The organism is Tissierella creatinophila DSM 6911, from assembly GCF_001940565.1.
Classification (GTDB): Bacteria; Bacillota; Clostridia; order Tissierellales; family Tissierellaceae; genus Tissierella_A; species Tissierella_A creatinophila.
Genome location: NZ_LTDM01000027.1, coordinates 1 through 13,622 on the forward strand (window position 1 = coordinate 1; position 13,622 = coordinate 13,622).

Annotated in this window: 16 protein-coding genes and 1 other annotated feature; of the genes, 13 read left to right on the forward strand and 3 right to left on the reverse strand. The window is 28.9% G+C overall.

Annotated elements, in window-relative coordinates:
- Positions 1–159: 159 nt before the first annotated feature.
- The gene (locus TICRE_RS07770; protein WP_075726817.1) at positions 160–1,173 is read right to left on the reverse strand and encodes an ABC transporter substrate-binding protein; all 1,014 of its coding nucleotides are present in this window, start codon (positions 1,171–1,173) and stop codon (positions 160–162) included.
- Positions 1,174–1,280: 107 nt separating this feature from the next.
- On the opposite strand from TICRE_RS07770, the gene pgsA reads away from it, so the two are divergent.
- The 3 genes from pgsA to TICRE_RS07785 all read left to right on the forward strand — a co-directional run bounded on the left by pgsA (position 1,281) and on the right by TICRE_RS07785 (position 6,096).
- Positions 1,281–1,820: a CDP-diacylglycerol--glycerol-3-phosphate 3-phosphatidyltransferase gene (gene pgsA, locus TICRE_RS07775; protein ID WP_075726820.1), complete on the forward strand. Its 540-nt coding sequence runs from the start codon at positions 1,281–1,283 to the stop codon at positions 1,818–1,820.
- Positions 1,821–1,863: 43 nt separating this feature from the next.
- Positions 1,864–2,077, forward strand: a binding site (T-box leader).
- Between the two features lie 68 nt (positions 2,078–2,145).
- Positions 2,146–4,797 carry a valine--tRNA ligase gene (locus TICRE_RS07780; protein WP_075726822.1) on the forward strand — a complete coding sequence of 884 codons (2,652 nt, stop codon included), beginning with the start codon at positions 2,146–2,148 and terminating at the stop codon, positions 4,795–4,797.
- Between the two features lie 9 nt (positions 4,798–4,806).
- Positions 4,807–6,096 (forward strand): bifunctional folylpolyglutamate synthase/dihydrofolate synthase, encoded by a 1,290-nt coding sequence (locus tag TICRE_RS07785; protein ID WP_075726824.1) that lies wholly within the window; start codon positions 4,807–4,809, stop codon positions 6,094–6,096.
- A gap of 20 nt (positions 6,097–6,116) precedes the next feature.
- Here TICRE_RS07785 and TICRE_RS07790 read toward each other — a convergent pair whose 3' ends face one another.
- Together TICRE_RS07790 and TICRE_RS07795 are read right to left on the reverse strand one after the other, a co-directional pair.
- A complete protein-coding gene (locus TICRE_RS07790; RefSeq protein ID WP_075726826.1) occupies positions 6,117–6,641 on the reverse strand; it encodes a DUF4364 family protein in 525 nt (174 codons plus the stop codon).
- A gap of 95 nt (positions 6,642–6,736) precedes the next feature.
- Positions 6,737–6,952, reverse strand: coding sequence for an alpha/beta-type small acid-soluble spore protein (locus TICRE_RS07795; RefSeq protein WP_075726828.1), 216 nt, complete (start codon positions 6,950–6,952; stop codon positions 6,737–6,739).
- 213 nt (positions 6,953–7,165) lie between these two features.
- Here TICRE_RS07795 and TICRE_RS07800 point away from each other — a divergent pair, with 213 nt between their 5' ends.
- The 10 genes from TICRE_RS07800 to TICRE_RS07840 all read left to right on the forward strand — a co-directional run bounded on the left by TICRE_RS07800 (position 7,166) and on the right by TICRE_RS07840 (position 13,509).
- A complete protein-coding gene (locus tag TICRE_RS07800; protein WP_075726830.1) occupies positions 7,166–7,936 on the forward strand; it encodes a polysaccharide deacetylase family protein in 771 nt (256 codons plus the stop codon).
- A gap of 15 nt (positions 7,937–7,951) precedes the next feature.
- Positions 7,952–8,539: a hypothetical protein gene (locus tag TICRE_RS07805; RefSeq protein ID WP_075726832.1), complete on the forward strand. Its 588-nt coding sequence runs from the start codon at positions 7,952–7,954 to the stop codon at positions 8,537–8,539.
- Between the two features lie 106 nt (positions 8,540–8,645).
- The gene (locus tag TICRE_RS07810; protein WP_075726834.1) at positions 8,646–9,320 is read left to right on the forward strand and encodes a single-stranded DNA-binding protein; all 675 of its coding nucleotides are present in this window, start codon (positions 8,646–8,648) and stop codon (positions 9,318–9,320) included.
- A gap of 8 nt (positions 9,321–9,328) precedes the next feature.
- Positions 9,329–9,466: a hypothetical protein gene (locus TICRE_RS13475; protein WP_198927530.1), complete on the forward strand. Its 138-nt coding sequence runs from the start codon at positions 9,329–9,331 to the stop codon at positions 9,464–9,466.
- A gap of 16 nt (positions 9,467–9,482) precedes the next feature.
- Positions 9,483–10,007 (forward strand): hypoxanthine phosphoribosyltransferase, encoded by a 525-nt coding sequence (gene hpt, locus TICRE_RS07815; protein ID WP_075726836.1) that lies wholly within the window; start codon positions 9,483–9,485, stop codon positions 10,005–10,007.
- Positions 10,008–10,180: 173 nt separating this feature from the next.
- Positions 10,181–10,720, forward strand: a complete 540-nt coding sequence (locus TICRE_RS07820) for an RNA polymerase sigma factor (protein WP_075726838.1) — start codon at positions 10,181–10,183, stop codon at positions 10,718–10,720.
- Between the two features lie 54 nt (positions 10,721–10,774).
- Complete coding sequence (locus tag TICRE_RS07825) at positions 10,775–11,413, forward strand: DUF4367 domain-containing protein (protein WP_075726840.1); 639 nt, start codon at positions 10,775–10,777, stop codon at positions 11,411–11,413.
- A gap of 64 nt (positions 11,414–11,477) precedes the next feature.
- A complete protein-coding gene (locus tag TICRE_RS07830; protein WP_075726842.1) occupies positions 11,478–11,930 on the forward strand; it encodes a hypothetical protein in 453 nt (150 codons plus the stop codon).
- A gap of 458 nt (positions 11,931–12,388) precedes the next feature.
- A complete protein-coding gene (locus TICRE_RS07835; RefSeq protein ID WP_075726844.1) occupies positions 12,389–12,898 on the forward strand; it encodes a C39 family peptidase in 510 nt (169 codons plus the stop codon).
- Between the two features lie 11 nt (positions 12,899–12,909).
- Positions 12,910–13,509 (forward strand): hypothetical protein, encoded by a 600-nt coding sequence (locus tag TICRE_RS07840; protein WP_075726846.1) that lies wholly within the window; start codon positions 12,910–12,912, stop codon positions 13,507–13,509.
- Positions 13,510–13,622 lie beyond the last annotated feature (113 nt).

A 13,622-nucleotide genomic window follows, 5' to 3' on the forward strand; every position in this document is an offset into this window, starting at 1 on the left:
TCAATTTCCGTTTTGAGTTATAAACAACTTGATACTGTATATATACCCAAAATCGGGGGAATCCCAGCCATTTCAATAGATTGAAATGCAGTAAAATAGCTCGCTACAGAGTTCTGCAACGAGCTATTTTATATATTAGATAGGGGGATATCTAATTCTTTATTTTTCCATAGCCTTTTTAGCAAATTTAGTTGTTACGATTGATTTATAATCTGCTCTTTTATCTAATTCTCCTGCCATTTCCATTATATCCATCAGATGGTTAAGCCCATCTTCTGTAATTATCAAATCTGGAGTCCAGCTATCTTGTGATTTATATCTATCTATTAAAGCCACCAGTATATCATCTGGAGTATCAGGGAATTGTGGTTTTACAGCTTTAGCTATTTCTTCATTACTATGTTCTTGTACCCATACCATTCCCTTATATAGAGCGTTTGTAAACTTTTGTATGGTTTCAGGATCTTTTTCTATTTTTGCTTTTGTAGCAGAATAAGCAGTAAAAGGAATATATCCTCCTTCTTTACCTATGGACGCAACTACATATCCTTTTCCTTCTTTTTCAAGCGATGCTGCAACAGGTTCAAATAGTGTAACATAGTCTCCTTCACCAGAGAGGAAAGCTCCTGCCATTGCATCAAATTGGATATCAGTTCTTACATTTACATCTTCTCCTAATTTTAATCCTTTAGACTTTAAAACATATTCTAAAGTCATTTCAGGCATGCCACCTTTTCTACCACCTATTATAGTTTTGCCTTTTACCTTATCAAATGTAAAATCATCATCTTTTTCTCTTGCAACTAAAAAAGAACCATCTCTTTGTGTAAGTTGTGCAAAGTTTACAGCGTAGTTATCTCTTTCTTGATTGTGAACATATACGGATGCTTCTGGACCCATAAAACCGATGTCTACCTCGCCACTTAAAAGAGCCGCCATAACTTTATCAGCTCCACCTCCGTTTATAAGCTCAACATCAAGACCTTCTTCTTCAAAAAAACCTTGTGTTATAGCTACGTATTGTGGGGTATAAAATAGAGAGTGGGTAACTTCCATAAGTTTTAACTTTTCAAGTTTTATCTTTTCGTTTGGACTTTTAGCACAGGCAGAAAGTGTAAGTGAAACTACCAGCACTAAAACTAATAAGATTGAATACTTCTTAATTTTTTGCATTTTACAATCACTCCTTGTTAGATTATAGTAGAGAATCTGGTTTCTATATGATATATTATTCTTAGAGAGGATAAAGGTGATTATTAATTTTAAAAGGGAGGATTTTTATGAATATACCTAATTTACTAACGATACTTAGGATCTTTTTAGTTCCAATATATCTTCTTATATTTTTTTCTGATTTAGAAAACAGATTTTTCTTAGCTGGACTTGTATTTATATTAGCCGGAATATCTGATGTTTTAGATGGTAGCATTGCTAGAAAATACAATCTTATAACAAAGCTTGGAATAGTTCTAGATCCGATAGCAGATAAGATGATGATCTTTGCAGTCCTTATAAGTTATACCATAGAAAAGATAATTCCATCTTGGATATTAATTGCCATAGGAGTAAAGGAAATAGTTATGATACTAGGAGGAGGAATACTATATCTTTATAAAGGAAAACAGGTAGTTCCTTCAAATATATATGGAAAAACTGCTACGGTTTCATTTTATGCAGCTACACTTAGCATAGTCTTTAAGATTTCTACAAAACTATCAGAGGTACTTTTTATAATCACCGTAATTTTAAATATACTTGCTTTTATAAATTATCTAAAAATCTATATAAGTAAAAGAAATAATATTGAAGAGATTAGTTGACAAACAAGTGTATTATTTATATAATTAATTGAATAAATTTATATATTTAACTTTGAAAAAGAGGAGTAGACATTTAACTTTTTAGGAAGAAAATCCTTGGCTGAAAGATTTTTAAAGCTCTAAATGTTGAAAGTAGCTTTTGAGTTTTTAGACTGAAAAATTTTAAGTTTAAAGGGTTATGACCTTATAATAGCATAAGAGTCGGGAGGAATCCTGAAACTAAGGTGGCACCGCGGAAATTACCCTTCGTCCTTATTATTATAATAGGAACGAAGGGTTTTTATATTTTTAAAATTGTAAATAATAATATTGAAGGAGGAATTTTGTGTTAGAAAATTTAAATAAAACCTATGATCCAAAAAGTTTTGAAGATAGACTATACGAGTATTGGAATGAAAATGGATACTTTAAGGCTAATGTAAACAAAGAAAAAAAGCCTTTTACTATAATGATGCCCCCACCAAATGTAACTGGGAGTCTTCATATGGGACACGCTTTAAACAACACCATTCAAGATATCTTAACTAGGTGGAAGAGAATGGAAGGTTATGAAGCGCTATGGTTGCCGGGAACGGACCATGCAAGTATATCTACAGAATCTAAAGTTGTAGAAAAGATTAAAGCAGAAGGTAAAACAAAAGAGGGTCTAGGTAGGGAAAAGTTTTTAGAAGAAGCTTGGGAGTGGACTCATCTTTATGGTAATACTATAAAAAATCAACTTAAAAAGCTTGGGGTTTCTTGTGACTGGAGTAGGGATAGTTTTACTTTAGATGACAATTTAAGTAAGGCAGTAGAAGAGGTGTTTATCCGTCTTTATGAAAAAGACCTTATATATAGAGGCGATAGGATTATAAATTGGTGTCCTTCTTGTGAAACTGCAATTTCAGATGCAGAAGTAGAACATGAAGATAGTAATTCTTTTATATGGTATATTGAGTATCCTATTAAAGATAGTGATGAAAAAATAACTATTGCAACCACAAGACCTGAGACTATGCTTGGAGACCTTGCAATAGCTGTAAATCCTGATGATGAAAGATATAAGAGCTTAGTTGGTAAGTATGCTATACTTCCTTTAATAAATAAAGAGATTCCTATAATAGCTGATAGTTATGTAGAGATGGAGTTTGGTACAGGAGCAGTTAAAATAACACCTTCTCATGATCCAAATGACTTTGAAGTAGGGGAAAGATTTAACCTTGGACAAAATATTATAATGAATGAAAAAGGATTTATAAATGCCAATGGTGGAAAGTATGAAGGACTTGAGAGGTTTGTAGCTAGAGAGAAAATAATAGAAGATTTAAAGAAAGAAGGCTACTTAAAAGAGATAAAAGAACATGAAAATGCAATAGGTCACTGTGAAAGATGTAGTACTATAATAGAGCCACTTATATCTAAACAATGGTTTGTAAAGATGGAGTCTCTTGCAAAACCTGCCCTTGAAGCTTATAAAAATGGAGATATAAACTTTATTCCTGAAAGATTTGGTAAAGTTTATGTTAACTGGTTAGAAAACATTAGAGATTGGTGCATTTCTAGACAACTTTGGTGGGGACATAGGCTTCCGGTATACTACTGTGAATCTTGTGGGGAAACTATTGTTTCAAGAGATGAGATAACTCATTGTACTAAGTGTAATAGTGAAAAATTAAGGCAAGATACCGATACACTCGATACTTGGTTTTCATCTGCCTTATGGCCTTTTTCTACACTGGGATGGCCTGAAAAAACTCCAGATTTAGACTATTTCTTTCCCACAGATGTACTTGTTACAGGTTATGATATAATATTTTTCTGGGTAATTAGAATGGTATTTTCAAGCATAGAACAGATGGGAGAAGTACCTTTTAAAGATATATTTTTAACAGGTTTAGTTCGTGATAGTGAAGGAAGAAAGATGAGTAAAAGTCTTGGTAATGGAATAGACCCTCTAGAGATTATAGACCTTTATGGAGCGGATGCACTAAGATTTACTCTTGTTACTGGAAATAGCCCTGGAAATGATATGAGATTTTACAATGAAAGAGTAGAGGCAAATAGAAACTTTGCAAACAAACTTTGGAATGCTACTAGATTTGTACTGATGAATTTAGATGAAGATGTAGCCACAAAAGAATTTAGTATAGATGAACTCCAAGAAGAAGATAAATGGATATTATCTAAATTAAATGAAACTATAAAAGATGTAAAACATAATTTAGATAAATATGAATTAGGTTTTGCTGCTCAAAGAATCTATGACTTTATATGGGAAGAGTATTGTGACTGGTATATAGAAATGGTTAAGTCTAGACTATATGGAGAAGATGAAAGAAGTAAAGAAGTAGCTCAAAAGGTACTTTTATTTGTATTAAAAGATATAAATAGATTACTTCATCCGTTTATGCCTTTTATAACTGAAGAGATTTGGAGTCATCTTCCAGGCGATAAAGGTGCATTAATCCTTGCAAAATGGCCAAAATATAGAAGTGAGTATAGCTTTGAAACAACTGAAAAAGATATAGAATATATAAAAGATTCTATAAAGAAAATCAGAAATGCTAGACTTGAAATGGAAATTGCTCCATCAAAAAAATCTCCTATTATATTTGTAACAAAAGATAGTAGTATAGAAGAACTTATAAGTTCAGGAGAAAGATATTTTAAAAACCTAGCTAGTGCCGAAAATGTAATTGTAAAATCGTCAAAAGAAGGATTAGATGGAGAAAATATTGCTGTTGTATTGGACAAGGCAGAAGCCTTTTTACCTCTTAAAGATTTAATTGATTTTAAAAAGGAAATGGAAAGATTAGAAAAAGAAAAAGAAAAACTCGAAGGTGAGTTAAAAAGAGTAACATCAAAACTTCTAAATGAGGGATTTGTATCTAAAGCACCTAAAAAAATAATAGATGAAGAAAAAGATAAAAAACAAAAATATGAAGAAATGATGGATAAAGTATTAGAAAGAATAGATAATGTTAAAAAAAACATGTAGAGGTGTAAGATGAACTATAATGAAGCATTAAGTTATATAAATGATAAAGATAAGTTTGGCTCAAGACTTGGGCTAGATTCTATAGGAAGACTTCTTGAGAACTTAGGCAATCCGCAAGATGATTTGAAATTTATCCACATTGCAGGAACTAACGGAAAAGGGTCAACATCGGCTTTTCTATCTAGCTGTATCCAAGAAGCAGGTTATAGTGTAGGGCTTTTTACATCACCTTTTTTAGAAAGATTTAATGAAAGAATTAAATTAAATGGAAAAGATATACCTGATGAAGCTATAGGAATGCTTACAAAAAAAATAGAATTAGCTGCAAATAAGATGGTAGAGGAAGGAATGGATCATCCTACTACATTTGAAATAGTAACTGCTCTTGCATTTTTATATTATAAGCAAGAAAGACCAGACTATGTTGTATTAGAAGTAGGTCTTGGCGGAAGGTTTGATTCTACTAACATTATAAAAGATGCATTGGCATCAGTAATAACAACTATAGATTTTGATCATATAAATGAACTGGGAGATACACTGGCTAAAATAGCTTATCAAAAGGCAGGCATTATAAAAAGAGATGGGCTAGTTATATCTTATCCTCAAGAAGAAGAAGTAGTAGAAGTTTTAAAAGATGTTACTAAAGATATGAATGCAGAACTAATCTTTAGTACACTAGATATAGAAATTATAGAAGAAACAGACAATGGAAGTGAGTTTAACTATGAGTATGGAAGTAATAAGTTTGAAGGTTTAAAAACATCTATGATAGGTGAGTATCAGGTATATAACGCTTCTTTAGCTATTACCACTATTCTAGCTTTAAGAGAAAGAGGATTAATAGATATAGAAAATAGCGAAATATATAAAGGTATATTAAATACTAGATGGAATGGAAGAATTGAAGTTTTAAAAAGAGATCCTATATTTTTAATTGATGGTGCTCATAATCTTCAAGGGATGGAAAATCTTTCTGAAGCTTTGGAACTATTTGACTATAGAAAATTAATATTGGGAATATCTATTTTAAAAGATAAAGATATAGACAATATGTTAAAGACTATAGTTCCTTTAGCTGATACTGTTATAGCCACGGAAGCTAATATACCAAGAAAACTTCCAGCAACAGAATTAAAAGAAAAAATAAAAGGCTATGCAAGAGAAGTTATAATTGAAAAAGATATAAAAAATGCTGTTTTAAAAGCGATTGAAATAGCAGATAAAGATGATATGATAGTTTTTGGTGGATCACTTTATTTAATTGGAGAAGTAAGAACAATAGTAAACCTTCTATAGCATAGTGCTATAGAAGGTTTTTAAATAAACATCTCTATTATATTTTTATAAATTTCTTGTGTATTTTGCTTCCACTTTTCACAGATCTTTTCTGCTTCTTTAGAAGATGGAACGCTAACATAGATGCTAAATAGAGAGTCTTCATTTTCTACAAGTTTAAGATTTACCATATATTCTTTGTTTTCTTTTAAAAAGAAATCACAAAGAACTTGAGTATCTCTTTTCTTTATATAAGAAAATGCTTCAAAATCTTCTTTTAATTCATCCCTTATCTTTTGAGGAATCTTTGAAGCAAAGTATTGTAATGCTAAAGTTCCTTTTTCTAAAATAGAATATTTTTCTCTTTCATCTTCTTCCACAAGCTCTATAAGCTTTCCTTCTAATAATTCACTTAAGTACTGTTTAATTAAAAAAAAGTTTAAATAATCTTTTTCTAATATATATTCAGATAGTTCATTTTTATCAAAAAAATGAGGAGAGTTTTCTATAATATATAGTAATATAAGTTTATTTTGGGCAAGTTCTTCAGTGTTATCAGCAAACATAACTATCACCTCTTTTGTTCTTTGCTTCTATTATAACACAATAAAAAGAGAAGAGGAATTCCTCTTCTCTTTTATTTATAATTTATATTTTATTGTTATTTTCCAGATAATTGTCTTTGTCCAGCCTCTACTAATCGTTTAGTCATATAACCGCCAACATAACCATTTTGTCTTGCAGTTAAATTACCTTTATCTACTGAATCGTAGTTTGAAAGTCCTAATTCATTAGCTATTTCCAGTTTCATTTGATTAAGTGCTGCTTTTGCTTCAGGTACTACTAATTTATTACTACTAGTATTATTATTTGGCATCCTGTTTCCCTCCTTCACAAAACCATTTGGTTGTTGTAATAGTTAATATAACCATTAATATAAAATATACACTGGAAGATTTTGAGTATAGTTTAAAAAATATCCAATTATATCTATTTTGTGAAATAAAATTTTAAAAAAGTAATATTACTTCTATTTAAGAATAATATTATTATAATGAGAAGATTATTTTATCTAATAGGAGTGATGGAAATGACAAAAGAAGGACCAAAATATGTAGGTTACAGAATGATTATAGTATTTTTTACTGTATTGCTTGCCACAGTAGTTATTAAAACAAATAAGGAATTTGATAGTTTAAATGTTTTTTCACCTACAAAGGAACTGCCCATATATAGTGTTGAAAGAAAAGACAAAAAAATAGCTATATCTTTTGATGCAGCATACGGAGATGAATATACAATAGATATATTAGACACACTAGATAAGTATAAAGTAAAGACAACCTTTTTCTTAGTGAAATTTTGGGTAGAAAATTTCCCAAATAGAGTAGAAGAAATACATAAAAGAGGTCATGAAATAGGAAATCATTCAGCTACTCATCCTAATATGAGTAGATTATCTCCTGAACAAATAGCAGAGGAGTTAAATAGTACGGGAGATGAGATTGCCAAAATTACAAAGGTAAAACCTACTTTGTTTAGACCACCTTTTGGGGATTATAATGATACTCTTATTAGAGAAGCAAAGAAAAATGGATATTATACAATACAATGGGATGTAGATTCTATAGATTGGAAGGAACTTGGAACTCAGTCTGTAGTAGATGTAGTTACCAGAAATGTAAAACCTGGATCTATAATTTTGTTTCATAACAATGCAAAGTATGTAAGAGAATATTTACCACTAGTTTTAGAAAGACTAATAGCTGATGGTTATGAAATAGTACCTATATCAGAACTTATACATAAGCAAGACTTTAAAATAGATAGCACTGGAAAACAAATTCCTATAAAACAATAGAAAGAAGGAAAATAAGTGGAAGATAAAAAAGTTTTTTTTATTGGGATAATAGAGGGATACAATGAGACAAATACTAAAGGATATATTGAAAGCTTCTTTATACAAGAAGAATGGGAAATTATTTATAAAAATAATAAAAAAAATATATTGGCTTTAAGAAAAGATGAAACAATAGTATTTGCTATAGAGATAAATCCTGAAGATCTCCATTTATATTATTCTATTGATATAAAATTTGATATTATAATCTATAATACGGAAGTAATTTTAGAAAATAAATTTTTACAGTGTAATTATTTTATCTTAAACAGTGATGATGAAAACTGGCTTAGACTGCCCTTAGAAGGTTTAAATGCACTTGTCGTTTCATATGGTTTTAATAATAAAGCAAGTCTAACAGTTTCAAGTTATAATGATGATAATAATATAAGATTAAATCTATATCTTCAAAGGGAAGTAAACTCTATATTAGATAGCAAAATAGAACCTTTTGAATTTATTATAAATTCTAAAACTATAAATGAAAGAGAAACATATAAAATCTTAGCGGCTGCTACTGCAAGTTTAGTTTGTGGCAATAAAAAACTTCATTTAAATATTTAAATATAAAAGGAAATTTTCCTTTTATATTTTTTTATCATAATCTACCCTTTACGTGAATAACTATAGATATATATTATTAATACACAGGAATAAGGGGGGCATATAGATGTCAGAAAAATCAACTGATACAAATATGGTAAAATTAGTGGGAATTGTTAGAGAAGAAAAAGAGTATAGTCATGAAATTTATGGGGAAAAGTTTTACAATGTCTTGGTAGAGGTATCTAGACTTAGCGATTCGGTAGATCTGCTTCCAATAACAATTTCAGAAAGATTATTAATTAATCTTGACTTAGAGGTAGGTAATTATGTTATTATAGAAGGACAACTCAGATCTTACAATAGGTATATAGATTCTACAAATAAATTAGTTTTAACTATATTTGCTAGAGAGATTTATATTCCAAATGAAGAAGAACTAGAAGAAGCTATAAAAAACCCTAATGAAATATATTTAGATGGCTATATTTGCAAAAAACCTGTATATAGAGTGACTCCTTTTGGGAGGGAAATATCAGATTTATTATTAGCTGTAAATAGAGCATATAGCAAATCAGATTATATTCCTTCTATTGGTTGGGGAAGAAATGCAAGATTCTGCGAGAACCTAATAGTAGGAGATCATATAAGATTATGGGGAAGAATCCAAAGTAGGGAGTATAATAAAAAGTTTATTTCAGGAGAAGTTGAAACTAGGATAGCTTATGAAGTCTCTATATCTAAATTAGAATTTATAGAAGATGATAACAATAGGGTTGATCAAGTTGAACAGGAAGGATAAGATAAATAGTGGATACAAAAGTTACATTTGGTGTTATAATATTTATTATATTAGTAAGTTTTCAATATACTTTTAATAGGATATTAAAAGAACTTATAGAAATTAAAAACATACTAAAAAAAGATAAGATAAACTTTAATAAATAAAAAAGGAGAGAAAGTGTTGACAGAAAACAAAAGAGAAAAAACCCTTTTTACAAGAGAAGAGATCTCTAGTAAAGTTAAGGAATTAGGTGAAATTATAACATCTTCTTATGAAGATAAAGATTTAGTAATTGTATCACTATTAAGAGGTAGTTTTATATTTGCAGCAGACTTAATAAGAGAGATAGATATGCCTATTGAAATAGATTTTATAACTACCTCAAGTTATGGATATTCAGAGACTACCACTGGAGTTGTAAATATAGTTCACGATTTAAGAACGGATATTGAGGGTAAGGATATACTTATAGTGGATGATATAATAGATACAGGCTTCACACTTTTAAAGGTTATAGAACATTTAAAAGAAAAAAATCCTAAGTCTATAAAGACTTGTGTTATGTTAGATAAACCGAGTAGGCGTAAAGTAGAACTTGCACCAGATTTTTGTGGATTTACTATCCCAGATGTGTTTATAGTAGGATATGGACTTAACTATGGTGTACACTACAGAAATATACCATATATATTTAAATTTGAATAAAAATAATGTGAAATATGTTTGGATCCTTAGACTTACAGTTTTATTTATCCTTAGTATATGGATAGGTTACACTAAATAGGACAGTTCTTTACTTAACATGATACAATAAATCAATTAATATAGGTGTCACAGTTGGTCTTAAAATATAAAGTAATTCGAAATGGAGGGATAGTATGTTCATATATTTAAATATGATTGAATCAGAAGAAGATAAAAGTAAATTCGAACAAATTTATAATACCCATAAGCAAACCATGTTTTATGTTGCTAATAGAATTATTAAAGATCAATATTTGGCAGAAGATATTGTTCATCAAGCTTTTTTAAAGATTATAGATAACTTAAATAAAATAAATGAAATAAACTGTCACAAAACGAGGAGCTTTATCGTTATAATAGTACAGAACCTTTCAATTGATTTTTATCGTAAAAGAAAAAGAGAAGATAATATATCCTTTAATGAAGTGGAATTTTATGTAGAAGACATAAAGAACAATGAGGGTTTTATGATGAATGAGATAGAAGAAGCTATACTTAAACTTCCTATAAATTATTTAACTGTACTAAAACTTAAGTTTTCACATGGTTATAGCTATAGTGAGATTGCAGAGATATTAGATATATCAGAAGCCAATGTAAGACAGAGAATATCAAGAGGTAAAAAAATGCTTCAACAGATAATAGTTAGAGAGGAGAGTTTAACCTATGAGTAAAAATATTATTGATGATGATTTTCTATCTGAACATATTAGAAAAGCAGAATTAGGATGCTAGATAGTTTTCCTAAGGAAGAAGAATTATCTCATAAGTTTTCAAAGGCTTTTGAGAAAAAAATGAATAAGCTTATAAAAGGTGAAAAAAGAACTCCTTTTATGAGAAGCGTTATAGTTTATGGAAAGAGAGCTGCAGCTATAGTATTAATAGTTTTATCTATTACTTTTGTTACTACAATGAGTGTTGAAGCTTATAGGGTTAAGTTCTTTGAAGTAATAACAAAAGTATGGGAAGAGTTTACATCTATAACTTTTAAGAGTGAAGAGGAAGTTATTGACAGAAAATTAGTAGCTATTAATCCAGAGTATATTCCAGAAGGTTTTTCTATACTTGAAGAAACTTTAAGTGATTATGTTAACAAGATTATTTATGTAAATATGATTGATGAAGAGATAATTTATGAGCAAAGACTTATATCAGATGGAGAAATCATATTTGATACGGAAGGTATTGAAATTAAAACAATGGATATAGAAAATGAAACTATCAGTTTTTTTACTAATAAGGGTGTAAGTCAAATATATTGGAATGATGATTTATACATGTATAGATTCTCTTCAACTATTGATATGGAAGAGATAATTAAAATGACAAAAAGTATTTTAAAAAATAATAAAAATATTTTAAATTAATTGTCACAAATCATCAATCTCATTCGTTAATATAGTATAAGACAAAAGATAAGGGTGTGGTTAAATGATAAAAAAGATAACAATATTCTCATTATGCCTGTGCTTACTATCTTTAGGCTCTGGGAAAGTATTTGCAGATGGTTTTGTAGAAGAAGTACTAGAAAACAATTTAGAAGTTAATCCATACATGAATTATATATCTACATCTTCATGTAATCTATATAAACAATCAAATGATAAAGTGACAATTGATTGTTCTATAGAAGGATATAAAGGAATAACAACTAAAGTTTCAATCACCGCAAATTTACAGCAATATGAAAGGGGGAAATGGATAAATATAAAAACTTTTACTCAAAGTTCTAATTCTCATAGGACATCTTTAAGTGAAACAGTCAGTATTACTAAAGGCTATACTTATAGGGTTTCAGCACAAGTAAAGGCATATAGTGCGTCTGATATTGAGACAAGAAATTTAATAAGCAAAAATATTAAAAATCAATTTTTAATATTTTGAATCAGGTATCAAAAACCACTTATTCAATTTTCTATTATAATGTAAATAAAAGATATTCTTACAGACTTGTTTCCTATGGATATGTTTATAAAAGCAATAAAATAGTAGAGAGTACTAGTATAATTAGTAGAACAGTAACTTATTAATTTAGAAATAAGGAGATGATTGTAAATAATAATTTAATAATATTAGATATATTTAGAGTAGTATAATAATTTAAATTTAAAGGAGGAACGAAAATGAAGAAAAAATTTTCAATGATAATTTTAATACTATGTTTTTTACTATCTATTAATACTAGTTATGCAAGTGAGGAGGTACTTAATGGGGATATGACGTATGAATAAGGGGCAAAACGTTATATTCCAACACAGGAAGATATTAAATTATTAGAAGAAAAAGAACAAGAGATATTAGATTATGAATCTACAAAAAGTAATATAAATGGTATTCAACCAATGAGTTACCCTGATGGAGAGTATAGAACCTTATCTGTTCCTGTTTTTAAGCAAGAAAATGGATATTACTGTGGACCTGCTACAGTTAAGCAAGTTAGACATTTTATTAAGGGTTCATCACATAGTCAAAGTTATTATGCCGGTGAATTAAAAACAAGTACATCTGGTACAGATATGACTGTTCTTAGCAACTATTTGAAAAATAACGTTAAGTCAAATTATATATATGCATCAATTGGATCTTATGATTCATGGATGTCTAAGGTAAACTATGGAATGAGAAATAGTATGCCTGCAGTACTAGATATTAATACCAAAAATGTATCAGCATTTCCATATGAAAGTATTGGACATTTCGTTAATACTAGTGGCTATGATACAAAAAATGGTCCTGGCGTTAAAGTGAGAATTACAGATCCTAATGGTCCTGGATTAGGAAATAGATGGTATAATGCTCGTGATGTTTATAACGCAAATAATAATCACTTTAGAAAGGCTATGATATATTAAAGGTCGCACAAATGATAAACTTGAAAAGAATCTCTTTAATACTGATTATATCTTTATCACTAGGTGGATGTTCTACTAGTGATAAAGATATAATCCACAAAGATACTAACAATTCTAGCTTTATAGAGTTTGAACTAGATAATAATTCAAACTTTATTCATAAAACATATGAACTTAAAATTAATAAAACTCAATCAAATTTAGAATTAGTAGATGTTGATGAAAAAAACAGTAAGCTATATACTAGTTTCACTAGTAATCAAAAAACAATATATAAAGTTAACAATTTATACAACAATAATCATGAAATTCTTTTATACGAATCCGAGAATGTATTTGCTACTGCATTGTCAGGCATATATAAAGATACGTTATATGTAGTAGAAACTCTATCAGAAGGTGATAAATTTACTACAGAAATAGTTTTAATAGATAGTAAAAAGAATGTAAATAAATATAAGGTTTCAACCATGGATAAAATTCCATACGCACAGCAAATAGATAATATATTAGTAATAAATTATGAGATAGTCAATAAAAACATTGTGGAAAGCTATCTTGTATGCTTTGACATTGATACAAAAAAATTAAACATTATAGTGATAGTATAGAAATCGGACATCCTAAACATAATAGATTCTATATCTGATATAATAAAACTATCAGAAAAGGAGCGAATTTATTATGAAAAAGAGAAAGAAACAATATAGTGAAGAATTCAAGC

What these genes read in the sequence shown, in the direction of transcription:
- TICRE_RS07795 (WP_075726828.1), bottom strand. Translation starts at nt 6,952, where the DNA reads ATGCCAAATAATAATACTAGTAGTAATAAATTAGTAGTACCTGAAGCA.
- TICRE_RS07840 (WP_075726846.1), top strand. Translation starts at nt 12,910, where the DNA reads ATGATAAACTTGAAAAGAATCTCTTTAATACTGATTATATCTTTATCA.
- TICRE_RS07820 (WP_075726838.1), top strand. Translation starts at nt 10,181, where the DNA reads ATGTTCATATATTTAAATATGATTGAATCAGAAGAAGATAAAAGTAAA.
- TICRE_RS07835 (WP_075726844.1), top strand. Translation starts at nt 12,389, where the DNA reads ATGAGTTACCCTGATGGAGAGTATAGAACCTTATCTGTTCCTGTTTTT.
- TICRE_RS07825 (WP_075726840.1), top strand. Translation starts at nt 10,775, where the DNA reads ATGCTAGATAGTTTTCCTAAGGAAGAAGAATTATCTCATAAGTTTTCA.
- TICRE_RS07810 (WP_075726834.1), top strand. Translation starts at nt 8,646, where the DNA reads ATGTCAGAAAAATCAACTGATACAAATATGGTAAAATTAGTGGGAATT.
- TICRE_RS07800 (WP_075726830.1), top strand. Translation starts at nt 7,166, where the DNA reads ATGACAAAAGAAGGACCAAAATATGTAGGTTACAGAATGATTATAGTA.
- TICRE_RS07830 (WP_075726842.1), top strand. Translation starts at nt 11,478, where the DNA reads ATGATAAAAAAGATAACAATATTCTCATTATGCCTGTGCTTACTATCT.
- pgsA (WP_075726820.1), top strand. Translation starts at nt 1,281, where the DNA reads ATGAATATACCTAATTTACTAACGATACTTAGGATCTTTTTAGTTCCA.
- TICRE_RS07785 (WP_075726824.1), top strand. Translation starts at nt 4,807, where the DNA reads ATGAACTATAATGAAGCATTAAGTTATATAAATGATAAAGATAAGTTT.
- TICRE_RS07790 (WP_075726826.1), bottom strand. Translation starts at nt 6,641, where the DNA reads ATGTTTGCTGATAACACTGAAGAACTTGCCCAAAATAAACTTATATTA.
- TICRE_RS07770 (WP_075726817.1), bottom strand. Translation starts at nt 1,173, where the DNA reads ATGCAAAAAATTAAGAAGTATTCAATCTTATTAGTTTTAGTGCTGGTA.